This window comes from Allobosea sp., from assembly GCF_036675845.1.
GTDB lineage: Bacteria > Pseudomonadota > Alphaproteobacteria > Rhizobiales > Beijerinckiaceae > Allobosea.
Genome location: NZ_JAKFED010000196.1, coordinates 1 through 21,584 on the forward strand (window position 1 = coordinate 1; position 21,584 = coordinate 21,584).

The following is a 21,584-nucleotide window of genomic DNA, read 5'->3' on the forward strand; positions in this document are numbered from 1 at the left end:
CTGCAGGCGCCCCTTCTCCTCGAGAATCTTGATGCAGGGGAAGGTCCGCAGATTGTCGAGCGAGTGCTGCACCGAGGCCAGCGCCAGCCGTTCGACATAGCTTTCGAAGTTTTCATTGCGCCCGCGCCCGCCCGAGCGCCGCGCCGCGGGCTCGACCAGCGTGATCCATTTGCCGATGAAATCGCCGGGCGAAAGCGGCCCCTGCGCATCGTCGGCAAAGGCGCGGATGCCGCCGCAGCGGCCATGGCCGAGCACCACGATATGCTCGACCTTGAGGGCCTGAACCCCGTATTCGAGCGCAGCCGAGGTGCCGTGCAGCTGATCGTCCGGCGAGAAGGGCGGGATCAGGTTCGCGACATTGCGGATCACGAACATCTCGCCGGGACTGGCGTCGAAGATCACTTCCGGCGAGACGCGCGAGTCGCAGCAGCCGATCAGCATGATCTTCGGCGTCTGGCCTGTCTCGGCAAGCTGCTCATACCGGCTTCGCTCGCGCGAAAAGCGGTCGTCGAGGAATGCGCGATAGCCTTCGGTCAGGCGTTCGGGGAAAGACGGCGTCACTTGGTCCATGGCGCAGTTGGGACAGGACAAAACGCCTCTCGTCAAGTGCCTCGTCGCCGCGCCCTGTCGCAGCGCAGCATCAGACGCCCGGCAGATGCACCTTCAGCTTGACCAGAAGCACCCCGGCGTCACCACGGGCGAGAAAGCATTTCAGCCGCGCGCTGGCGCCAGCCTTGAGGACGATCGTGGAACGCGGTGTGCCGAGCAGGCGGGCGAGCAGGGCGATCAGCGCCGCATTGGCCTCGCCCTCGCTGGGCGCGGCGCGAACCCGCGCCTTCAGCACCTGGCGGCCATCGGAGAGCGTCTCGACGCCGTCGAGGCCGTCGCGCCCGCCCCGCGGCGTCAGCCGGATGAAGAGCTGGAGCCCGTCCGGCGTGACCGACCAGGCCGTCACGCCTCAGAAGACGTTGGGATAGATGTAGCGGGTGATCACGCTCTGGATGAAGAAGATGATCAGCAGCAGGATGATCGGCGAGATGTCGATGCCGCCGAGATTGGGCAGCATATTGCGGATCGGCCGCAGCGCCGGCTCGGTGATGCGGTAGAGGAAATCCCAGACCGAGGAGACGAACTGGTTGCGCGTGTTGACGACGTTGAAGGCGATGAGCCAGCTGAGCACGGCCGAGGCGATCAGGATCCAGACATAGAGGTTCAGCGCCAGCATCACGACGTCGAGAACGGAACGCATCTAAGGACCTCTTCTGAAGACCGCTGGGGAGCGGATCGTCGCCCACGGAATGTTCCTGTCGCAAGCGATTGACAGGAACGCGACGCAGGGCCTAGAAGGCCAGCGCTCCGGGGCTGTAGCTCAGTTGGGAGAGCGCTGCAATCGCACTGCAGAGGTCAGGGGTTCGAATCCCCTCAGCTCCACCAGGCACTTTCGAGTGGCTGGTGCCCCGGGAAATTCATCAATCTCGATATCGTCATGCCGGTCTGGGCCGCGAGCGGGCATCGGTCGACCGTGACGCCTTGACCGCAAGGGCCTGCCGACAGGCGCGGCGGGCTTTCGCGCCGGTGCCGGCGCAGCCCGCCTCGCCCCACCTGCTCGATTTTCTGCGAAGCTCCTGTTTCGCTGAAGGATGATTCGCGGGTTGGGAGCCGAAGATGCAGGACGTCGATCTGCTGGTCCGGGCTGAGTTCCTCTATCCGATCACCGACGGAATGCCCGTCATACCGGGCGGCGAAATCGCCATCCTGAAGGACCGCATCGTCTATGCCGGCCCGGAGAAGCCGGCCGGAAGCTGGCGTGCGACGCGTACCATCGACGGCGCGGGAAAAGCCGTCCTGCCCGGCTTCGTCAACTGCCATTGCCACACGGCCTCGATCATCTTCCGCAGCCAGACCGACGACCACGCCGCCAAATCGGCACTGTTCGATGTCGCCTTCCGCATGGAGAAGGATGTCGGCGAGGCGGAATGGCAGCTGCTCGGCGAGGTCGGCTGCGCCGACATGCTCAGGGCCGGCATCACGACGATCAACGACATCTGGTACAGCCCGCAGCACCTGGCCGAAACGGTCGAGCGCTCCGGCCTGCGGGCCCAGATCGCCAACAAGGTCTTCGACGTCCATCTCGAGGAGCTGCGCCTCGGCGACTACACGCGCTATCCCGCACAGGGCGAAAAGCGCCTGCGCGACGGCGTCGCCTTCGTCGAGCAATGGCATGGCGCGGCCGGCGGCAGGATATCGGCCCGCATCGGCACCCATGCGACCGACACCTGCAGCCCCGAACTGCTGCGCGAAGCCCGCGCCGAGGCGACCCGCCTCGGCGTCGGCATGCACATCCACGCGGCGCAGAGCCTCGGCGAGACCGAGCATATCCTGGCCGCCCATGGCTGCGGCCCGCTCGAATATCTCCGCGATGTCGGCATGCTCGCCGAGGACGTCGTCCTCGCCCATCTCTCCGTCACCACCGATGCGGACCTCGATGCCGTGCGCGACAGCGGCGCCCGCTATGCCCATTGCCCGACGATCTACCCGCGCCGCGGGCGCTATCCCCGGCTCGAGGACATCCTGGCACGACAGATCGCGACGGGTTTTGCCACCGACTGGATGATGAACGACCCGTTCGAGGGCATGCGCAATGCGCTCAACGCGATGCGCCTGCGCACCGGCGACCCCAATGCCCTCTCCTGCGAGCAGGCGCTCTGGTTCCACACCATGGGCGCGGCGCGTGTCCTCGCGCTCGATTCGGAGATCGGTTCGCTCGAACCGGGCAAGAAGGCGGACCTGATCATGGTCGATCTCGATCGCCCGCATCTCCAGCCCTATTATGGCGGCTACTCGGCGCTGGTCTATTATGCGAAGTCCAGCGACGTGGTGACGAGCATCATCGACGGCGAGGTCGTGCTGGCTGACGGCCGGCCGACGCGGCTGGATCAGGCCGGCGCCCTTGCTGCCATGGCAGGCCGGGTCGCGAATTGGCGCGGCAAGCTCGGCGCGCTCGGCAGCAAGGCCGTCTTCGGCCCCGGCTGCCCGTGCTGCGGCTGATCGGGAACATCATAGCGAACGGATCGCCGCCGGCCCCATGACCAGTGAAGACGCCCTCCCTGCCGAGAAGCTGACGCCGCGCCAGCAGCAGATCCTGGCGATCGTCCAGCAGGTCGGCTTCACCACCATCGAGACCCTCGCGGAACGCTTCGGCGTCTCCGCCCAGACCGTGCGCCGGGACATCATCCAGCTGCAGGCGAGCAATTTCCTGCAGCGCTTCCATGGCGGCGCCGGCCTCGCCTCCGGCGGCATCCGCTCGGCCTATGCCCAGAAACTGACGATCTCGCCGGAGGGCAAGCAACGCATCGGCGCCGCCGTCGCGCAGATCGTGCCGGCCGGCGCCTCGATCTTCCTCGATGTCGGCACGACGGTCGAGGCGGCGGCGCGCGCCCTGCTTCACAAGCCCGGCTTGCGCGTGGTGACCGCCAGCGTCTCGGTCGCGCAGATCTTCTGCCATCACGGCATCTTCGACGTCGTCGTCACCGGCGGCATCACCCGCGGCGCGAACGGCTCGCTGGTCGGGCAGGCGACGATCGCCAGCATCATGGGCTTCCGCTTCGACCATGCCATCCTGGGGCTCGGCGGTTTCGACGACGACGGCGCGCCGATGGATTTCGACCTCGAGAAGATCGCGGTGCGACAGGCGGCGATCAGCCGCGCCCGCAATGTCCTCGCTCTGGCCGACAGCTCGAAATTCGATCAGTCCGGCACGGCCCGGATCGCGGCGCCCGAAGCCTTCGGCCTGATCGTCACCGACGCCGAGCCGCCGGCGCGCCTGCGCGAGGGCTGGCAACGCGCCGGAACCGCCTGGCACGTCGCCTGACCGCTTGCGTCGCCGGTCGCTTTTGACCAGAATGTAAGAAATCTTACATGAGCGTCCGGCCAACGGAGCGCCGCTTCCAGGGAGGTTGCCATGCTGCATGCCAAGATCGCGTCGCTTTGCCTGATCGCGCTCGGCTTCGGGCTGTCCAACCCGGCGCAGGCGCAGAACTGCCCCAGCCGCGGCACGCTCGATGCGCGCTATTGCGACGCCGATGGCGACCTGCTCGCCGACACGCCGGCGGACAAGGCGAAGCAGAAGGACCCCGACACCCTGATCTTCTCCTACACGCCGGTCGAGGACCCTTCCGTCTACGAGAACGTCTTCGCCGACTTCCTGACCCATCTCGCCAAGACCACCGGCAAGAAGATCAAATGGTTCGGAGCGGAATCCTATGCCGCCCAGGTCGAGGCGATGCGCTCCGGCCGGCTGCATATCGCCGGCGTGGCCAGCGGGCCGACGCCGTTCGCCGTCAATCTCGCCGGCTTCGTCCCGATCGTGGCGATGGAAAAGCGCGACAACTCGATCGGCTATACGCTGCAGCTGATCGTCCCCAAGGACAGCCCGATCAAGTCGATCGAGGATCTCAAGGGCAAGCGGGTCGCCCATGTCGCACCCTCCTCGAACTCCGGCGACACCGCCCCGCGCATCCTCTTCAAGGAGAAGGGCGTCGTGCCCGGCAAGGACTATGAGGTCCTCTATTCCGGCAAGCACGACAACTCGATCATGGGCGTGGTCAACAAGGACTACGACGCCGCGCCCGTCGCCTCCAGCGTGGTCGAGCGCATGGCCGACCGCGGCATGTTCAAGCGCGACGACATCCGCATCGTCTATGAATCGAGCCCCTTCCCGCGCACGGCCTTCGGCGTCGCCCACGACCTGACGCCGGAACTCCAGGCCAAGATCAAGCAGGCCTTCCTCGGCTTCGACTTCCTCAACTCAGCCTTGGCCAAGGAATTCAAGGACACCAAGGGCTTCAAGCAGCTGAGCTACAAGGCCGCCTGGTCCGACATCATCGTCATCCAGCGCGACAGCGGCATCACCTACACCCAGGACGGCCTGTCGAAGCTGAAGGGCGACTGATGTCCGGCAGCTTCCATGCGGCGACGGGCGGCACGCCGCCGCTCCTCGCCGTCGAAGGGCTGACCAAGGTCTACCCGACCGGCAAGAAGGCGCTCGGCGGCATCGACGTCGTCATCGACCAGCCGCAGCTCGTCGCGGTGATCGGCTCCTCCGGCGCCGGCAAGAGCACCTTCATCCGCTGCATCAACCGGCTCGTCGAACCGACGGCCGGGCGCATCCTGCTGAACGGCGAGGACATCGTCGCGCTCGATCGCAAGGGCCTGCGCGCCGCGCGCCGCCGCATCGGCATGATCTTCCAGGAGTACAACTTGGTCGAGCGGTTGAGCGTGATGCAGAACGTCCTTTCCGGACGGCTCGGCTATGTCGGGCTCTTCGCCTCGCTGCGCTACCGCTTCCCGCCGCAGGACATCCAGGCGGCCTTCGCGCTGCTCGACCGCGTCGGGCTCGAGGGCTACCACAACCAGCGCGCCGATGCCCTGTCCGGCGGCCAGCGCCAGCGCGTCGGCATCGCCCGCGCGCTGATGCAGCGGCCCGATCTCCTCCTGCTCGACGAGCCGACCGCAAGCCTCGATCCGAAGACCTCGCGGCAGATCATGCGGCTGGTGCGCGAGCTCGTTGCCGAGCGCCAGACGCCGGCGATCATCAACATCCATGACGTTGCGCTCGCCCGCGCCTATGCCGACCGCATCATCGGCCTGCGCGACGGCATCGTCGTCTTCGATGCCGAGGCCGCGGCGCTGACCGAGACGGCGCTGACCGAGATCTACGGCGCCGAGGACTGGGCGCCCGCGCAAAACGAGGACGACGACGAGCCCGCGCTGATCGGCACATTGCCGTGAGCGCTCCGGCTTCGCGCTATCCGGCGCAATGGCGCGCGCCGAGCATCTTCGGCAGCCCCGGGCGCCGCCTCGCCTTCTGGCTCGCGGTCGCGGCCTATCTCGTCTGGTCGCTCTCGACGCTCAACGTCGACACCGCCCGCATGCTCGCCGGCCTGCCGCGCGCCTGGACCATCCTGGAGCGGATGGTGCCGCCCGATTTCAGCCGCTGGCAGCTCCTGCTCACCGGCATGGTCGAGAGCGTGCAGATCGCCATCGCCGCGACGATCATCGGCGCGGTGCTCTCGATCCCGCTCGGCATCGCCGCCGCGGCCAATCTCTCGCCCCGCCCGCTCTACTTCGCGGCCCGCGGCCTGATCGTGGTCGGACGGACCTTCCACGAGGTCATCATCGCGATCTTCTTCGTCAAGCTGTTCGGCTTCGGCCCCGTCGCCGGGCTGCTGACGCTAGCCTTCTCCTCGGCGATCTTCCTCGGCAAGATGCTGGCCGAGGATATCGAGAACATGAAGCCGGGACCGGTCGAGGCGATCCGCGCCACCGGCGCCAGCTTCGGCCAGATCTTCGGCTATGCCGTGGTGCCGCAGGTCCTGGTCAAGACGCTTGGCGTGCTGATCTACCGGCTCGATTCCAATCTGCGCCATTCCACCGTGATCGGCATCGTCGGCGCCGGCGGCATCGGCCAGACGCTGTCGGCCTCGTTCTCGCGCTATGATTTCGATTTCGCCAGCGCCATCCTCCTGACCATCGCCGCCATGGTCGCCTTCGGCGAATGGTTCAGCGACTGGGCAAGGCGGAGGCTGAGATGACGGCGCATCAGCCTCAGCCTCCCGGCGCACCGATGCCAACCCGCAGCTATCCCGACGCCTGGGAGCGCTATTCGCTGAAGGAGCGCCTGGTCCACTGGCTCTGGCTCGGCGGCATCGCGTTCGCCGCCGCCTGGTCGGTCTCGGCGCTCGACATCGAATGGGCCTTCTTCGCCGATGCCCATGAACAGGCGATCGACCTGATCCAGCGCATGTGGCCGCCGCGCTGGTCCTATTTCCCGCGCATCGTCGATCCGCTGATCGAGACCCTGCACATCGCCACGCTCGGCACCATGATCGCCGTGGTCTTCGCCTTGCCCGTCGCTTTCCTCGCGGCCCGCAACACCACGCTGAACCAGGGCACCTGGCTGCTCGGCCGCGCCATGCTGGTGCTCTCGCGCTCCATCAACACGGTGATCTGGGGCCTGGTCTTCGTCGCCATCTTCGGGCCGGGGCCCGTCGCCGGCATCTGCGCCGTCGCGGCGCGCTCGATCGGCTTCATCGCCAAGCTCGTCGCCGAAGCGATCGAGGAGGTCGACGCCGGGCAGATCGAGGCGGTGGAAGCCACCGGCGCCCGCACCCTGCAGGTCTACGCCGTCGCGATCCTGCCGCAGATCCTGCCGGTGCTGATCGGCACCACGATCTATCGCTGGGACATCAATGTGCGGGAATCCAGCGTGCTCGGCTTCGTCGGCGCCGGCGGCATCGGCCTGCTGCTCTATGCCTCGATCAACCAGTTCGCCTGGTCGCAGGCCATCGTCATCCTGATCGCGATCCTCGGCATCGTCATCCTCAGCGAAGCGCTCTCGGCCTATGTCCGTTCCCGCATCGTCTGAACGGCGCGGCCTCACCCTGTTCCCAAGCGGGATCGCGGCTCTCGTCGCACGCTATGACGGTTTCCTGCTCGATCAATGGGGCGTGCTGCACGATGGCAGCAAGCCCTACCCCAAGGCGCTCGCCTGCCTCGAGCGGATGCGACAGGCCGGCAAGGCGGTGATCATCCTCTCGAATTCCGGCCGCCGCGGCAGCGAGAACGAGGTGGCGCTGGCGCGGATGGGCTTCCCGCGCGAACTCTACGACCATCTGGTCTCGGCCGGTGACGACGCACGCGAAGCCCTGGCGAGCCGCGACGAGCCGGCCTATCGCGAACTCGGCAAGCGCTGCCTGCTGCTGGCGCGCCCGGGCGAGGAACATCTCGCCGCCGGCCTCGGGCTGACCCCGACCGAAGACCCGGCCGAGGCCGATTTCGTCTTCGCGATGAGCATGGATGCGCCGAGCCAGTCCGTCGCCGGCTGGCGCGCCCTGCTCGAGCCCGCCGCGGCGCGGCGCCTGCCGATGGTCTGCGGCAATCCCGACCGCTACCGCGTCCATGCCGACGGCACCCTCTACGAGGCCCCTGGCCTGGTCGCGCGGGCCTATGAGGAAATCGGCGGCACGGTCCACTACCATGGCAAGCCGCATGCGCGGATCTACCGGACCTGCCTGCGATTGCTGGGGCTCCCCGCCACCCGCCTGCTGGCGATCGGCGACTCGCTCGAGCACGACGTCGCCGGCGCGGCGCAGGCGGGGATCGACTCGGCCTTCATCGCCGGCGGCATTCACAGATCCGAGTTGCTCTGGTCGCCGGCGGGGGAAGTCGAGAGCGAGAGCTGCCTGCGCCTGTTCGCGCGCGAGCGCTGCGCCCCGCAATTCGCGCTGCCCTGGTTCCGGTGGGAGTAGCGCACGCTACTTTTGCGCGGAACCGCCGCCGTCATCCTGGACAAGCCGCGAAGCGGCGTAGATCCGGGATCCATCCTAGGGCGCCGGAGCCTTATGATGGATCCCGGGCCGAGCTTCGCTCGCCCAGGATGACGGCAGTGGTTCCGCGAGAAAACAGCAGACCCTAGAGCCGCTCCTGCGGAAGCAGCGGCGCATGCTCGACCGGCAGAACCATCCACCCCCGGCGCGAGGCGCCGGGGGTGCGACTGAGACCGGGCCGAGGGCGGGCCTCGGCGATGAGGCTCAGCTCTTCAGCTTGGCGTTGCACTGGCTCCAGTAGCCGCCGCCCTTCTCGATCCATTTCAGGGCGCCGTTGGCGTTCGCCGCCTTGTTGGCGTTGTACTGGTCGGCACAGGTCTTGAGGCGGGCCCGGCCGGCCGTCTCGTCGGAGTATTTCGGTGCAACCGCCTTCGGGAACACCGCAGCCTTGGCACGGGTCGCGGTCGCCGGCTTGGCCGCGGGGGCAGCCGCCGGGGTGGCAGCCGGCGTATCGGCTACGGCGGCGGCGGCCTCGGCCTCGGCCGCATCGTCATCGCCGCATTGCGCCTTGCGGAAGTCGTTCCACTTCTGGCCCTTCAGCGTGTTCGCCTTCTTCGCGTCCTGATACTTCGCGCTGCATTCCTTCATCGTCAGCGCCGAAGCCGGCGTGGCCATGAAGCCTGCGGCCAGGCAGGCGAGCGCGGTCGAAAAGACGAGGTTTCTCATGAGAGGTCTCCTTCGGGCGATGAGTCGCACTCACCATCGCGAGATTAAGCAGCGATGCGCCATCCTGTCATCGCCATGCAGGAACTTCCTTGCTGTCCGATGCGTTCCCTCCGCCGCAATCCTTTGGGAGCACGTCATGAATCAGCCCGCCTTCTTCGTCGTCGCTGTGAGCCTCGCGCTCGCCTTGGCCGCCTGCAACACCGTTGAGCAACGCGTCGGCGGCGCTGCTGTCGGCGCCGGCACCGGCGCTGCCGTCGGCGGCCCTGTCGGAGCAGTGGTCGGCGGCGCCGCCGGCGCCGTCACTGCTCCCACGGTGGTGCGCACCACGCGGCGCGCCACGCGCTGAACCGGCCCACAGACGAAAGACCGATGCCGCGGCCGCAAGCCACGGCGCCCTGGCCTCGGCTTTCTGCCGCCCGAACGGAACCCTGCCGTCAGTATCTCGTTTCGACAGGGAGCCCTCACGCGAGAGATGGAGTTTCAACGATGGACAGCGACAAGCGGATGCCCCCGGACGTGCCGCGCGACCGTAGCGAAACCCAGGACGAGATCGAGCGCGCCGCAGGCAGCGTCGCCGAGCGGGCGAGCGAGCTTGCCGGCCGCACGGTCGACAGCGTCAGGGGCGGTTACGGGCGGGCGCGCGAGAAGGTCGCGGAGATCGATCCGCGCGAAACCCTCCGCGATGCCGGGCGCTACGTCCAGGAAACCGGCGAGGCCGCCGTCGAGACCGTCGAGCGTCACCCGCTCGTCGCCTTCGCGCTCGGCGCCGCCAGTGTCGGCCTGCTCGCCTGGGCGTTCACCGGTCGCCGCTCGACGAGTTGGCAGCCTGATACCAGCGGCTGGACGCGAACCTTGCGCGACTATGGCGACGAGGCGCTGCGCGCCGGGCGCGAACTGGTCGGCAGCGGCCGCCAGCAACTCGACCAGAGCAGCGACTATCTCGCCCGCGGCCGCGACTATGTCGATACCGGGCGCGACTATGCCCGCGAGGGTGGGCGCATGCTGATGCACCGATCCGAGCGTGAGCCGCTCGCGGCGGTGCTCGGCGTCGGCATCGCGCTCTATGTTCTGGGCTCGCTCCTCAGCGGCAGCAGCAGCGAACCGCAGCCGGCACGGCGCCGCGCCAAGCGCTGACCGGCGAGTGTCGGCCGGCGGGAGACGGGCGCGGGGCCATCAACCCTTGCGCCCGGATTTTTCCTTGCCGGTCTTCTCGACCACGGGCTTGCCCGAGCGCACCAGCGATTGGATCGCCAGGCTCGGCCTGCCGGATCTCTCGGAGATCAGGCGATCCTGCTCCATGATCGCCTCGCGCGCCGGCTCGTCGCCGTCGAGCCCGCCGAGCAGGGAGCTCGGCACGCGGCGGTTCGAGGTGCGCGAGCCGTCCTCGTAGAACACGTCGAACATGACGAATTCTGCGTCGAGCGGCTTCGATTTCTTGCGGGACATACCAGTTCCTGTTCGTCGTTGGGCGCTCGGCAGGCTCGGCGGGCAAAAATCTCCGCGCCAAGACTTCCTCCACGCGCAAGGCGCGGAGCCGCGACTGCGGACGGTCGGCGGGACAAGCGAGCGATCGCCCAGCGAGGTAGAGGCCAATCGCGCGCAAGGCAACCCCTGCCGGCGCAACCTGCCGGCAGCTTGCCCCGGCCGCAACGCCCGGCGCATAACGGCCTCTCCTTAATCGTTCAGGACGGCGCCATGCAGTTTCGCCCCGATATCGGCCCGCTCTCCCTGACGGTTCGCGAGCATCTGGCGCCCGGCAACGTGCTGCGCGCCGGCATCAACCTGTCGAATTTCCTGCTGGTCTCGAGCCGCTCGCCCGAAGGCGAGCCGCAGGGCGTCTCGCCCGACCTTGCGCGCGCCCTCGCCGACCATCTCGGTACCGCCCTGCGCTATGTCCCCTATGCCAATCCCGGCCTGCTCGCCGATGCGGCGCTGCGCGACGAATGGGATATCGGCCTGATCGGCGCCGAGCCGCAGCGGGCGGAGACGATCAGCTTCACGCCGGCCTATGCCGAGATCGAGGCGACCTATCTCGTCCGGGAGGCATCGCCGCTGCGCAGGATCGCCGATGTCGACGCCGAGGGCGTGCGCATCGCAGTGACCGGCCGCGCCGCCTATGGGCTCTGGCTCGACCGGCATATCCGCAAGGCCGTGCTCGTCCGCTCGGGCACGCTCGACGAGGCCGCCGTGGATTTCGCCCAGCAGAACCTCGATGCGCTGGCCGGCCTGCGTCCGCGCCTGCTCTCCGACCGCACCGCGATCCCCGGCACCCGCCTGCTCGACGGCTGTTTCATGACCGTGCAGCAGGCGATCGGCGTCCCCAGGCCCAAGGGCGAGGCGGCGGAGTACCTGACCCGCTTCGTCGCCGCGGCGAAGGCCTCGGGCTTCGTCGCCGCGCTGATCGCCAGGCATGGCGTGCAGGGATTGAGCGTCGCCCCGTAACCCTCAGGCGTCATTCTCGGGCGAAGCGAAGCGCAGACCCGAGAATCTCAGGACCAGAAGGCGCTGACCGGCGCCTCATCGGCATGAGATGCTCGGGTCAAGCCCGAGCATGACGGCGGGTTACGCCGCCGTACCATCCGTGCCAGCGCCGCACACCAGCGCGCAGACCTTGCTGCCGGATGCCGGCACGAAACGCTTCGCCTGCAGCGCTGCGACCGCGGCCGCGCCGGAGAGATCCGCAGCGAGGCCGAACTCGAACCAGAGCGAGCGCGCCGCCTGCTCCATCTCCTCGTCGCTGACCAGCACGATCTCGTCGACATTCTTCGCGACCGCCTCGTAGATCGCCTGGTCGGTACGCCGGCAGGACATCGTCGCGACCCGGGTCTCCAGCCGGTCGAGTGTCACCAGCTTGCCGGCTTCGAGGCAGGCATGCAGCGTCGGCGAGCCGTAGGGCTCGATGCCGACGATACGCGTCTGCGGCCGCAGCGCCTTGACCGCCGTCGACAGGCCGGTGATCAGCCCGCCGCCGCCGATGGCGACGAGGATCACGTCGACCTCGGGCATCTCGTCGAGGATATCGAGCCCGAGCGTGCCCTGCCCTGCGACCACGACCGGATCGCTGAACGGATGGGCATAGGTCGCGCCGGTCTTTTCGGCATGGGCGAGCGCCGCCGCATTGGCATCGTCCCAGACCGCGCCGACGATCTCGACATCGGCGCCCCATTTCTTCAGCTTGGCGACCTTGTCGGCGACGACATTGGACGGCAGGAAGATCTTGGCCTTGGCGCCGAGCACATGGGCCGAGCGGGCGATGGCTAGGCCATGATTGCCGCCGGACGCGGTGACGACGCCGCGCTGCAACTGCTCGGGCGAGAGCGTCAGCAGGCGGTTCATCGCCCCGCGCCCCTTGAACGATCCCGCCGCTTGCAGCAGTTCGAGCTTCAGCGTCACGCCGCCGCCGAAATCCTCCCCCGTGCTGGTCTGGGCATAGGGCAGCAGCGGCGTCTTGCGGATATGCGGGGCGATCCGCCAGCGCGCATCCTGGATCTCTTCGAGACCGATCACGACAGCGTCCCCTGGTAAGGCGCCGCCACGATCAGGCAGCAATTGCCCGGCCTGACCCGGCCCGGCTGGCGCCGGCCGTAGAGGATGCCGTCCGCCGCGTAATGCAGCGTCTCGGGCGGGCGCGTCGGGTCCCAGGTGCAATGGATCCTGCCGGCGGGCTGGCCGGCGCTGACCTTTTCGCCATTGGCGTGGAACGGCTCGAAGACACCGTCGGCAGTGGCATAGACATAGGCCGCTATGCCGGGCAGCTCGAGCACCTGGCCCTCGCCGCGACGCGGCTCGGGCTTGTCGCGCGCGACGATGCCGAGATGGTCGAGCACATTGGCGACGCCGCGCCGGCAGACCTTCAGCGCTTCCAGCGAGACCGTACCGGCGCCGGCCATCTCCGTGCCGACGGTGACGAGGCCGTTGCGGCAGGCGGTGGCGGTCGCGGTGCGCGGCTCGCCGAGATTGGAGATCACCACCGTCATCGGCGCATCGAAAGCCTGCACGGCCGCGACATTGCGCTTGTGCAGGGCCGCATCGTCGGTCGGCTCGACGATGGCGCTCGGGATGATGTCGAGCGAGGAGCCGCCGGAGTGCAGGTCGAGGAAGGCGTCGCCGAGCGGCATGATCTGATCGCTGAGGAAGGCGGCGATCTGCTGGGTGATGGTGCCGCGCGGATCGCCCGGGAAGCTGCGGTTGAAGTTCAGCCCGTCGACCGGCGAGGTGCGCTGGCCGGCGATCACGGCGTGGACATTGTTGGCCGGCATCAGGATCAGCCGGCCCTGGACGCGGCCGGGATCGAGATCGCGGATCAGCTCGCAGATCGCGATCGGCCCTTCGTATTCGTCGCCATGATTGCCGCCTTCGAGGATCGCCGTCGGACCCTCGCCGTTCTTGATCACCGCCACCGGGATGCGCGTCGCGCCCCAGGCGTCGTCATGCGGCGAATGCGGGATCATCAGGAAGCCGACCTGCTTGCCGTTCTTTTCCGGATCGACGGTGAGGAAGGCGGAGGACGGCCGGGGCGTCGGCTTCTGGCGGGGGCTGGTCATGGCGGGGCTCTGGAAGAGAACTGAGCTCGGGATATCAGGCACGAGCGCGGGGAACCCTCTCCGACTGATCTCGGGCTTGCCCGAGATCAGCACTCCAAGTGTCGAAGTCGGCAACAGCCGACTTCGATGGGGAGAGGGCAGGGTGAGGGGTAGGCCGTTGGACCAGCGCCGTGAGCGCCGACCGCGCAGTCGGACTCAGGCTAATGTTTCCAGTCCGAACACCTCACCCCTGCCCCTCTCCTTCCAGGAGAGGGGTTCCCCGCGCCTGGCGGGGAAGCGTGCCGCCTCACAGCGTCGGCAGCGGGTCCATCGGCATGTCGAGATACTTCTTGTGCAGCCGGTCGAGCTCGCCGTTCAGGCTGTTGAAGAAGATGAAGCCGTCGAGCCAGCGCACCAGGTTATGCTGGTCCATCTGCACGCCCATATGCGCCGGGCTGCGGCGAATGGTGAACTTGCGCTCGAATTCCTTGTTCGGATTCTGCTTGGCGAGCGCCTGGGCGACGATCGAGTTGGTCGCGAGCAGGTCGGCCTGGCCGGTGATGTAGGCCGCCGCCGCCGTGGCGTCGTCCTCGGTGCGCATCACATTCGCCTTCGGCGCGGCTTCGGTGATGGCGAGTTCCTGCGTCGTGCCCTTGGCGGCGGCGATGCGGGCCGAGCCCAGCGTCTCGGCGCTGCTGACGCTCGAAGACTTCGCCCCGTAGACGGCCAGGAAGGTGTTGGCATAGGGCGCCGTAAACATGATCTGGCGCGCCCGCTCGGGCGAAAGCCCCATCACCGAGATGACGATGTCGACCTTGTCGGTGAGCAGGAAGGGGATGCGGTTGGCGCCGGTGATCTGCTGCATCTCGAGCTTCACGCCGAGGCCCTTGGCGACCATCTCGGCGAGCTCGATGTCGAAGCCGACCGGCTTGCGGCTGGCGTCCTGCGCGCCGAAGGGCGGCGCGTCGAGCGGCACGCCGATGCGCACCGTGCCCTTGGACAGGATGTCCTGGAGCTTGTCGGCGCGGGCTTCCGCCGTGCCCAGCGCGGCAACGGCCAGGGCGGCCAGACCTGCCAGGAAAGAACGGCCTTTCAAGAACGAACCCATATTTCTTCTCCCCTCGTTACCGTGACCGGAACTGGTCGTCCCTCAGTGCAGCACCGCGCTGAGGAAGGTCTTGAGCTCGGGCGTCGTCGGCTCGGCGAGCACCGCCGCGGCCTGGCCTTCTTCGTGGATGCGGCCCTCGTGCATGAACACGACACGCGAGCCGAACCGGCGGGCGAACCCCATCTCGTGGGTGACGAGGATCATGGTCATGCCCTCCTGCGCCACCGATTCCAGCACCTTGAGCACCTCCCCGGTCAGCTCCGGATCGAGCGCCGAGGTGACCTCGTCGAACAGCATCAGCTTGGGCTGCATGGCGAGCGAGCGGGCGATGGCGACGCGCTGCTGCTGGCCGCCGGAAAGCTGCGAGGGATAGGCGTCGAGCTTCTCTTCCAGCCCGACACGGTGCAGCACCTCGCGAGCGATCTCGCGGGCCGCCTCCGGCGCCTGCTTCTTCACCACCCGCGGTGCCAGCGTGATGTTGTCGCAGACCGAGAGATGCGGGAACAGGTTGAAGCTCTGGAAGACGATGCCGACCTGCTGGCGCAGCTTGCGCAGATCGGTCGCCGGGTCGTTGACCTGGACGCCGTCGACGCGGATCGTGCCGGCCTGGATCGGCTCCAGCCCGTTGACGCAGCGCAGCAAGGTGCTCTTGCCCGAGCCCGAGCGGCCAATCACGGCGACGACCTCGCCCTTGGCGACATCGAGCGAGACGTTCTTCAGCACCGCGTTGGTACCGTAGCTCTTGCTGACGTCCCGGATTTCAACGAGCGACATCGAGCTTCCGCTCGAGCGAGCGGCTCCATTGGGTCAGAGGGAAACACATCAGGAAGTAGATGCAGGCGACCGTGATGTAGACGGCGAAGGGCTTGTAGGTGCCGGCTGCGGTAAGCTGACCCTCGCGGGTGAGCTCGACCAGCCCGATCACCGCCGCCAGCGAGGTGTTCTTGATCAACTGGACCAGGAAGCCGACGGTCGGCGGGATCGCGACCCGCACCGATTGCGGGATGATGACATAGCGCAGTTGCTCGCCCAGCGAGAGACCGAGCGAGGCGCCCGCCTCCCATTGCGTCCTGGCGATCGAGACCAGGGCGCCGCGCCAGATCTCGCCGAGGAAGGCGCTGCCATAGACCGAGAAGGCGACCGCGGCGGCGAGCCAGGGATTGACCGAGATGCCGATCAGCGGCAGCCCGAAGAAGATCAGGAAGAGCCAGACCAGCAGCGGCGTGCCCTGGACGATGTGGATATAGGCGGCGGCGAGCCAGCGCACCGGCGCCAGGGGCAGGATGCGCGCGATCGCGATGGCGAGGCCGATGACCGAGGCCCCGGCGAAGGCGGTCGCGGTCAGCACCAGGGTCCAGCGCGCCGCGCCGACCAGGTACATCACGTCGATGAGGCCGAATTCCCTGATCATCGCTGCACGAAAGCCAGGCGGTAGATCGCCGCGAAGAGGCCCCGGAAGGCGAAGGCGAGCCCGAGATAGAGCACGCCGATGACGGTATAGACCTCGAAATCGCGGAAGGTGCGCGACTGCACGATCGAGGCGGCGTGGAACAGGTCCTGCACCGAGATCTGCGAGACGATGCTGGTCGCCAGCATCAGCAGCACGAACTGGCTGGCCAGCGCCGGAAACATCGCCTTCAGCGCCGGAAAGATGACGATGTAGCGGAAGACCTGCAGGCCGGAGAGCCCGAGCGAGTGCCCCGCCTCGATCTGCGCCTTCGGCACCGCTTCCAGGCCCGCGCGGACGATCTCGGTGGTGTAGGCGCCGAGATTGACCACCAGCGCGATCATCGCCGCAGTCAGGCCGTCGAGGCGCAGGCCAAAGCTCGGCAGGCCGAAGAAGATCAGGAAGAGCTGCACCAGCAGCGGCGTGTTGCGGATCACCTCGACATAGGTGCCGACGACGGTGCGCAGCCAGGTCGGCCCGTAGACGCGGGCGGCCGCGCAGAGCACGCCGATCGCCAGACCGCCCACCATCGCGACGCCGGAGAGCAGCAGCGTCGTCCAGACGCCGTCGAGGATCGACTCCCAGGCCGCGAAGACGTCGCGAAACTGGAGGCCGTACTTCATCGCTCAGCCCCGTCCGGCCTGCGGACACGCGGCCCGCTGCCTGAAGACTTTCAACGCGTGCTGCGGCAATGACGTCATTTCGCTCCCTCTTTACGCGGAGGCTAGGTTGGCTTCTTATTTGATGTCAAGCTTCACATATGAAACCGAAACGGCATGGGCGTCATGAGCCTTCTTCCTGAAGCCGAAAACGACGACAAAGCCTCCTACGCCGCACCGGCGCTGGAGAAGGGGCTCGACATTCTCGAACTCCTCGCCGAGGTCGGCGAGCCGCTTTCGACCCGCACGATCGCCGAGAGGCTGCGGCGCTCGAAGAGCGAGATCTTCCGGATGGTCTTCGTGCTGCAGCAGCGCGGCTATCTCGAGCGCGAGCCTGGCACCGACCGGCTCGGCCTGTCGCGCCGCCTGTTCGACCTCGGCATCAGGACGCCGGGCGGCAAGCAGCTGACCTCGGTGGTGCTGCCGCTGATGGAGCGCTTCAGCGAGGAAAGCGGCCAGGCGGCCCATCTCGTCGTCCTCAGCCGGGCGCAGACCGTGGTGCTGGCGACGACCTCGGGTCATCTCGACGCCAGCGTCATCGTGCGCCCCGGCTATGGCCGGCCGGCACTCGAAGCCAATTCCGGCCTCCTCATCCTCGCCTTCCAATCCGAGGCGCGCCGGCGCGCGCTGATGCGCGAGGCCGAGCCGGAAACCCGCAAGCGGCTCGACCTGCCGGAGACGGAGGCGATCTTCGCCGAGATCCGCAGCCACGGCCATCGCATCGCGCCGAGCCGCGACATCCTCGCCATCACCGACATCGCCTGTCCGGTGGTCGGGCCTTCCGGCTATGCCGAGGCCGCGATCCTGGTGCCCTGCCTGCAGCGCCATGACTTCGTCACCGACGAGGGCGCGATCCTGCTGGCGCTGAAGGCCTGCGCCTCCGAAGCCGGCCTGCGCCTGCCCTATGGTTGAATCGAAAATCCGGAAAAACTTCAGCATTTGCCGCAGGGATACCCTTCCACCGCCACAAGCTCTCCAAGATTGGCCGCGATTTTCCCTCTGACCGAAGCAAACGGCACGGAGGAGGACGATCGATGGCCGAGACCGCGACGAGCACGCATGCCCCCGTGATGACCGATCCGGAATGGATCGCGCTCGAAAGCATCAATGAGGAAACGCGCCGCTTCATCTTCGGCGAGGCGATGCTGCGCCTGCTCCAGGGACGCGGCCTGGCCGAGCCCGGCGACGAGCGCTGGAACGTCACGCCGGAAGGTCAGGACGCGCTGGAAGCCCGTAGCAACTGAGGCCACTCCGGCTTGCCCGGAATCTTGCCCGGAACATCGCTCAAGCGAAGCGAGACCGGCATGATCCGGCCGGCGGTTTGCGCCCCGACGGTTGCAACCCGCCGCGGCGATGCGCATCTCTGCGGCAGCGACAAGCCCGCACGGAAGAGCCGGAGCCGCCGATGAAACGCCCCGTCACCATCACGATCTCCCATGCGCTCGGGCGCGAGGCCGCCCGCGCCCGCCTCCAGGGCGGTGTCGACAGGATCCGCAGCCGGCTCGGCGACTTCCGCATGCAGCTGGTCGAGGAGGACTGGCAAGGTGATACCCTGCATTTCGGCGTCGCGGCCCTCGGCCAGACCGTGAACGGCAAGCTCGAGGTCGAGGACGCACTGGTTCGTCTCGAGGTGATGCTGCCCTGGATGCTCGCGATCTTCGCCGAGAAGCTGCGCCTCGGCGTCGAGAAGCAGGGCCAGATCCTGCTGGAGCACAAGCCGGCCAAGGCCTGAAGCGGGCTAGCTTTCGCCATCCATCAGCGGGTGCAGGTCGCGCACCATGCTCTTCAGCCGCTCGTCGAGGATGTGAGTGTAGATCTGCGTCGTCGCGATGTCGGCATGGCCGAGCAGCTCCTGCACGACGCGCAGATCGGCGCCGTTCTGCAGCAGATGGCTGGCGAAGGCGTGGCGCAGCACATGCGGGCTGACCTTGGCCGGCGACAGCCCGGCCTCGGCGGCGAGCGTCTTCAGATCGCGCCCGAAGGCCTGCCGCGTCAGGTGCCCGCTCTCGCCATCGGAAGGAAAAAGCCAGCGCCCGCCGGCGCCGCCCTGCTGGCGCAGCAAGGCAAGATGCGCCGCCGCCGCCAGCCGCGCCGCCTCGTTGAGCGGCACCAGCCGGTCCTTGTCGCCCTTGCCGCGCACCACCAGAAAGCGCTCGCGCGTCGTCGCCGCCGAGAGCGGCAGCGCGATCAGCTCCGAGACGCGCATGCCGGTGGCATAGAGCATCTCGATCAGGCAGCGCATCCGAAGCGCGCGCGCCTGCACCGCTGGCGACTGCCCCTCGCGCTCGGTCGCCTGCTGCGCCGTCGCGATCAGCCGGTCGACCTCGGCGACCGAGAGCACTTTCGGCAAGGGTCGCCCAAGGCGCGGCCCTTCGATCGCCGCCGTCGGGTCGGTGCCGACTAGCCCTTCGGTATAGAGGAAGCGGTGGAACTGCCTGACCGCCGAAAGCCGTCGCGCCGCCGACGAGGCCTTCAGCCCGCGCTCCGACAATTCGACCAGGAAGGCCCGCACATCCGCGGCCGCGACCGCCGCCGGGCCGCCATGGCCCGCGGCGAATTCGAGATAGTCGTCGAGATCGCGCTGATAGGCGTCGATCGTATTCTTCGCCGCGCCGCGCTCGGCTGCGAGCATGTCGAGGAAGGCGTTCAGCCAGGCGCGCGCTTGCCGGGTCATTCTCGCCGGCTCATTTCTGCAGCTTCGAGGGCGGCACGATCTCGACCATCTCGCGCGGCTCGGGCTTGACGAAGGTGACGAGCGCGACCATGCCGCCGAACACCAGCCCGCCGACCACGGCGAGGAAGGTCAGGAACTTGAACAGCGTCGGCACGGCCGGCGATTCCTTTTCGAACCTGTCGGTTATTCCCGATCCGCGACCCTGGACGCAAGCGCCGCATCGTCGGTCAGACGCGCCGGTCGCAAGCCGCGCAGGCTGCTGCCGACGAACCAGCGCGGTGCCTTCAGAAAGTCATCCAGCCGCAGCGGCGCTTCCCGCGCCGTCCCGGCCTCCAGCAGTTCCCGGCGCAGCACGCCCGGCAGCAGGCCGTGGTCGGCAGGCGGCGTCAGCAACAGCCCGTCGCGTTCGAGGAAGAGATTGGCCCGGCTGGTCTCCGTGACGAAGCCTTCCCGGTTCAGCAACAGCGCCTCGTCGCAGCCCTGCGCGGCCGCCGCGGCGAAGGCACGCTCATAGCGGCTCCGGCGGGTCGTCTTGTGCCGCGCGAACGGGTCGCCGGCATCGCTGCGCTCGGCCGCGACGCAGATGGTCAACATCCGGCTCTCCTCGGGCGGCAGCGGCACATGCCTGATCGCCACCTCCCCGTCGCGCCGGAGCTCGAAGCGCACGCGCTGGTCGACCTCGGCGGGGAAGCCGGCCGCGAGTTCGGCCAGCCGCGCCGCCAGCGCCTCCCGCTCGAAACGGAAGCCGAGCGTCGCGGCGGAAGCGCCGATCCGCTCGAGATGCAGCTTCAGCCGGCGATAGCCGCCATCCGGCGACCAGAGCAGCGTCTCGAACAGCCCGTAATCCTCGGCAAGATCGGTCAGGACGCGGGCCTTGAGCCGGCACTCGGCATATTCCGCCTCGGCCTGCGAATCGACGACGATGCCGCCGCCGACGCCGTAGACGCCCTCCCCGTTGGGCAGGATCGTCGCGGTCCTGATGGCGACGTTGAAGCGCAGATCGCCATTCGGCGCGATCCGGCCGATCGACCCGGTATAGGCATCGCGCGGCTGCGCCTCGAGCTCGCGGATGATCTCCATCGCCCGGAGCTTCGGCGCGCCGGTGACCGAACCGCAGGGGAACATCGCCGCGATCAGCTCGCCCGCCGACAGGCCCGGCCGCAGCCGCCCCGTCACCTCGGAGGTCAGCGTGTGCAGGGTCGGATAGGTTTCCACGCTGAACAGCTTGGGCACCGCGACGGAGCCGATCTCGCTGACCCGGCTAAGATCGTTGCGCAAGAGGTCGACGATCATCAGGTTCTCGGCGCGCTGCTTCGGATCGGTGCGCAACGCCGCCATCGCCGCGGCATCGCCCGCCGCATCCTTGCCGCGGGCGACGGTGCCCTTCATCGGCCGCGTCGTCGCCTGGCCGGCTTCGGCCTCGACGAAGAGCTCGGGCGAGACCGAGAGGATCGTCGCCGCACCGGTCGCGACGATCCCGCCATGGGCGACCGGCTGGCTCGCCCGCAGCGCGCCATAGAGCGCCAGCGGGTCGCCATCATAGCGGAAGCGGATCGGGAAGGTCAGGTTGACCTGGTAGGCGTCGCCGGCTTGCAGATAATCGAGCACCCTTCCGACAGCGGCGGCATGGCGCTCCTCGTCCAGCCCGAGCGCCAGGGATTCGAGCGGCGGCGGCGCGGCGAGGCCGGCGAACTGCCGGTCGAGCACGGTCGGATCCAGCGCGCGCGGCGCGCCGAAGAGCCCGATCCAGAGCAGCGGCAGGCTCCGGCCTTCCGGCATCAGCGCCTGCAGCCGCGGCTCGAAGGCATAGCCGAGCTCATAGGAAAGGAAACCGGCCGCGTGCAGCCCCGCCGCCAGCCCGGCCTCGATGCGGGCCAGCGCGGCGGGAACCTCGGCGAGGCTTTGCGCTTGCACCAGTGCGACCGGCTCGGCGAAGAGCAGCGCCGGCCCCGCGCCGGCGCTGCGGTCCTCGAGCAGCACGAAAGGCGGGCGCAATGCGGCGATCTCGCCGTCCTGTCCGGGGCTCGGCATCACGCCCTCTCCTCGCCGCTGCATCGGCCCGTAGCAGCCTGACTCGCTCCGGCCGGTCAAGCCGACGCAGGGCCGCAGCGGCGTCTCAG

At 68.2% G+C, this 21,584-nt stretch carries 27 protein-coding genes and 1 tRNA gene; 14 read left to right on the forward strand and 14 right to left on the reverse strand.

Annotated elements, in window-relative coordinates; all coding sequences use genetic code 11:
• The 3 genes from V6M56_RS20750 to V6M56_RS20760 form a co-directional block, all read right to left on the reverse strand.
• Positions 1-570 (reverse strand): carbonic anhydrase (locus V6M56_RS20750; protein ID WP_332686560.1); only part of this gene is annotated, 570 nt, incomplete at its 3' end.
• Positions 571-640: 70 nt separating this feature from the next.
• Complete coding sequence (locus V6M56_RS20755) at positions 641-955, reverse strand: DUF167 family protein (RefSeq protein ID WP_332686561.1); 315 nt, start codon at positions 953-955, stop codon at positions 641-643.
• Positions 956-958: 3 nt separating this feature from the next.
• Positions 959-1,249 (reverse strand): YggT family protein, encoded by a 291-nt coding sequence (locus tag V6M56_RS20760; RefSeq protein WP_332686563.1) that lies wholly within the window; start codon positions 1,247-1,249, stop codon positions 959-961.
• 109 nt (positions 1,250-1,358) lie between these two features.
• Between V6M56_RS20760 and V6M56_RS20765 the strand changes: the two genes are divergently transcribed.
• The 8 genes from V6M56_RS20765 to V6M56_RS20800 all read left to right on the forward strand — a co-directional run bounded on the left by V6M56_RS20765 (position 1,359) and on the right by V6M56_RS20800 (position 8,309).
• Positions 1,359-1,434 (forward strand) — tRNA-Ala (locus V6M56_RS20765).
• 231 nt (positions 1,435-1,665) lie between these two features.
• Positions 1,666-3,048 (forward strand): amidohydrolase family protein, encoded by a 1,383-nt coding sequence (locus V6M56_RS20770; protein WP_332686565.1) that lies wholly within the window; start codon positions 1,666-1,668, stop codon positions 3,046-3,048.
• A 37-nt stretch (positions 3,049-3,085) separates the two neighbouring features.
• Positions 3,086-3,871 (forward strand): DeoR/GlpR family DNA-binding transcription regulator, encoded by a 786-nt coding sequence (locus V6M56_RS20775; protein ID WP_332686567.1) that lies wholly within the window; start codon positions 3,086-3,088, stop codon positions 3,869-3,871.
• 90 nt (positions 3,872-3,961) lie between these two features.
• Positions 3,962-4,951 carry a phosphate/phosphite/phosphonate ABC transporter substrate-binding protein gene (gene phnD, locus V6M56_RS20780; protein WP_332686569.1) on the forward strand — a complete coding sequence of 330 codons (990 nt, stop codon included), beginning with the start codon at positions 3,962-3,964 and terminating at the stop codon, positions 4,949-4,951.
• Positions 4,951-5,790, forward strand: coding sequence for a phosphonate ABC transporter ATP-binding protein (gene phnC, locus V6M56_RS20785; protein WP_332686571.1), 840 nt, complete (start codon positions 4,951-4,953; stop codon positions 5,788-5,790). The genes phnD and phnC overlap by 1 nt, the downstream gene beginning before the upstream one ends.
• The gene (gene phnE / locus V6M56_RS20790; protein ID WP_332686573.1) at positions 5,787-6,593 is read left to right on the forward strand and encodes a phosphonate ABC transporter, permease protein PhnE; all 807 of its coding nucleotides are present in this window, start codon (positions 5,787-5,789) and stop codon (positions 6,591-6,593) included. The genes phnC and phnE (V6M56_RS20790) overlap by 4 nt, the downstream gene beginning before the upstream one ends.
• Before the next feature lie 32 nt (positions 6,594-6,625).
• A complete protein-coding gene (gene phnE, locus V6M56_RS20795; protein WP_332686575.1) occupies positions 6,626-7,426 on the forward strand; it encodes a phosphonate ABC transporter, permease protein PhnE in 801 nt (266 codons plus the stop codon).
• Positions 7,404-8,309, forward strand: coding sequence for a TIGR01459 family HAD-type hydrolase (locus tag V6M56_RS20800; protein WP_332686577.1), 906 nt, complete (start codon positions 7,404-7,406; stop codon positions 8,307-8,309). Before phnE (V6M56_RS20795) ends, V6M56_RS20800 begins: the two co-directional genes overlap by 23 nt.
• Before the next feature lie 282 nt (positions 8,310-8,591).
• Here the strand turns inward: V6M56_RS20800 and V6M56_RS20805 are convergent, their stop codons facing one another.
• Positions 8,592-9,053 (reverse strand): hypothetical protein, encoded by a 462-nt coding sequence (locus tag V6M56_RS20805; protein WP_332686579.1) that lies wholly within the window; start codon positions 9,051-9,053, stop codon positions 8,592-8,594.
• 136 nt (positions 9,054-9,189) lie between these two features.
• Between V6M56_RS20805 and V6M56_RS20810 the strand changes: the two genes are divergently transcribed.
• On the forward strand, positions 9,190-9,399 hold the full coding sequence (locus V6M56_RS20810) for a hypothetical protein (RefSeq protein ID WP_332686580.1): 210 nt from the start codon (positions 9,190-9,192) through the stop codon (positions 9,397-9,399).
• Between the two features lie 140 nt (positions 9,400-9,539).
• Positions 9,540-10,187 carry a hypothetical protein gene (locus V6M56_RS20815; protein ID WP_332686583.1) on the forward strand — a complete coding sequence of 216 codons (648 nt, stop codon included), beginning with the start codon at positions 9,540-9,542 and terminating at the stop codon, positions 10,185-10,187.
• 39 nt (positions 10,188-10,226) lie between these two features.
• On the opposite strand, the gene V6M56_RS20820 is transcribed toward V6M56_RS20815, so the two are convergent.
• Complete coding sequence (locus V6M56_RS20820) at positions 10,227-10,499, reverse strand: hypothetical protein (RefSeq protein ID WP_332686585.1); 273 nt, start codon at positions 10,497-10,499, stop codon at positions 10,227-10,229.
• A 249-nt stretch (positions 10,500-10,748) separates the two neighbouring features.
• On the opposite strand from V6M56_RS20820, the gene V6M56_RS20825 reads away from it, so the two are divergent.
• Complete coding sequence (locus V6M56_RS20825; RefSeq protein WP_332686587.1) at positions 10,749-11,495, forward strand: transporter substrate-binding domain-containing protein; 747 nt, start codon at positions 10,749-10,751, stop codon at positions 11,493-11,495.
• A gap of 120 nt (positions 11,496-11,615) precedes the next feature.
• Here V6M56_RS20825 and V6M56_RS20830 read toward each other — a convergent pair whose 3' ends face one another.
• The 6 genes from V6M56_RS20830 to V6M56_RS20855 form a co-directional block, all read right to left on the reverse strand.
• Positions 11,616-12,560, reverse strand: coding sequence for a threonine ammonia-lyase (locus V6M56_RS20830; RefSeq protein WP_332686589.1), 945 nt, complete (start codon positions 12,558-12,560; stop codon positions 11,616-11,618).
• Positions 12,557-13,597, reverse strand: coding sequence for a succinylglutamate desuccinylase/aspartoacylase family protein (locus V6M56_RS20835; RefSeq protein WP_332686591.1), 1,041 nt, complete (start codon positions 13,595-13,597; stop codon positions 12,557-12,559). The genes V6M56_RS20830 and V6M56_RS20835 overlap by 4 nt, the downstream gene beginning before the upstream one ends.
• Positions 13,598-13,883: 286 nt before the next feature.
• Positions 13,884-14,672, reverse strand: a complete 789-nt coding sequence (locus tag V6M56_RS20840) for a transporter substrate-binding domain-containing protein (RefSeq protein ID WP_332686593.1) — start codon at positions 14,670-14,672, stop codon at positions 13,884-13,886.
• Positions 14,673-14,726: 54 nt separating this feature from the next.
• The gene (locus V6M56_RS20845) at positions 14,727-15,458 is read right to left on the reverse strand and encodes an amino acid ABC transporter ATP-binding protein (protein ID WP_332686594.1); all 732 of its coding nucleotides are present in this window, start codon (positions 15,456-15,458) and stop codon (positions 14,727-14,729) included.
• Positions 15,445-16,095, reverse strand: coding sequence for an amino acid ABC transporter permease (locus V6M56_RS20850; RefSeq protein ID WP_332686596.1), 651 nt, complete (start codon positions 16,093-16,095; stop codon positions 15,445-15,447). The genes V6M56_RS20845 and V6M56_RS20850 overlap by 14 nt, the downstream gene beginning before the upstream one ends.
• Entirely contained in the window at positions 16,092-16,754 is a 663-nt protein-coding gene (locus V6M56_RS20855; protein WP_332686598.1) for an amino acid ABC transporter permease, read from the reverse strand. The genes V6M56_RS20850 and V6M56_RS20855 overlap by 4 nt, the downstream gene beginning before the upstream one ends.
• Positions 16,755-16,916: 162 nt before the next feature.
• On the opposite strand from V6M56_RS20855, the gene V6M56_RS20860 reads away from it, so the two are divergent.
• The 3 genes from V6M56_RS20860 to V6M56_RS20870 all read left to right on the forward strand — a co-directional run bounded on the left by V6M56_RS20860 (position 16,917) and on the right by V6M56_RS20870 (position 18,522).
• Positions 16,917-17,702, forward strand: coding sequence for an IclR family transcriptional regulator (locus tag V6M56_RS20860; RefSeq protein ID WP_332686599.1), 786 nt, complete (start codon positions 16,917-16,919; stop codon positions 17,700-17,702).
• Between the two features lie 122 nt (positions 17,703-17,824).
• The gene (locus tag V6M56_RS20865; RefSeq protein ID WP_332686601.1) at positions 17,825-18,034 is read left to right on the forward strand and encodes a hypothetical protein; all 210 of its coding nucleotides are present in this window, start codon (positions 17,825-17,827) and stop codon (positions 18,032-18,034) included.
• 161 nt (positions 18,035-18,195) lie between these two features.
• Positions 18,196-18,522, forward strand: a complete 327-nt coding sequence (locus V6M56_RS20870; RefSeq protein WP_332686603.1) for a polyhydroxyalkanoic acid system family protein — start codon at positions 18,196-18,198, stop codon at positions 18,520-18,522.
• A 6-nt stretch (positions 18,523-18,528) separates the two neighbouring features.
• Here the strand turns inward: V6M56_RS20870 and xerD are convergent, their stop codons facing one another.
• The 3 genes from xerD to V6M56_RS20885 are packed head-to-tail and all read right to left on the reverse strand — an operon-like array spanning position 18,529 to position 21,495.
• The gene (gene xerD / locus V6M56_RS20875; RefSeq protein WP_332686605.1) at positions 18,529-19,464 is read right to left on the reverse strand and encodes a site-specific tyrosine recombinase XerD; all 936 of its coding nucleotides are present in this window, start codon (positions 19,462-19,464) and stop codon (positions 18,529-18,531) included.
• Positions 19,465-19,474: 10 nt separating this feature from the next.
• The gene (locus V6M56_RS20880; protein ID WP_332686607.1) at positions 19,475-19,618 is read right to left on the reverse strand and encodes a histidine kinase; all 144 of its coding nucleotides are present in this window, start codon (positions 19,616-19,618) and stop codon (positions 19,475-19,477) included.
• A gap of 29 nt (positions 19,619-19,647) precedes the next feature.
• The gene (locus V6M56_RS20885; protein ID WP_332686609.1) at positions 19,648-21,495 is read right to left on the reverse strand and encodes an aminodeoxychorismate synthase component I; all 1,848 of its coding nucleotides are present in this window, start codon (positions 21,493-21,495) and stop codon (positions 19,648-19,650) included.
• Positions 21,496-21,584: the final 89 nt, after the last annotated feature.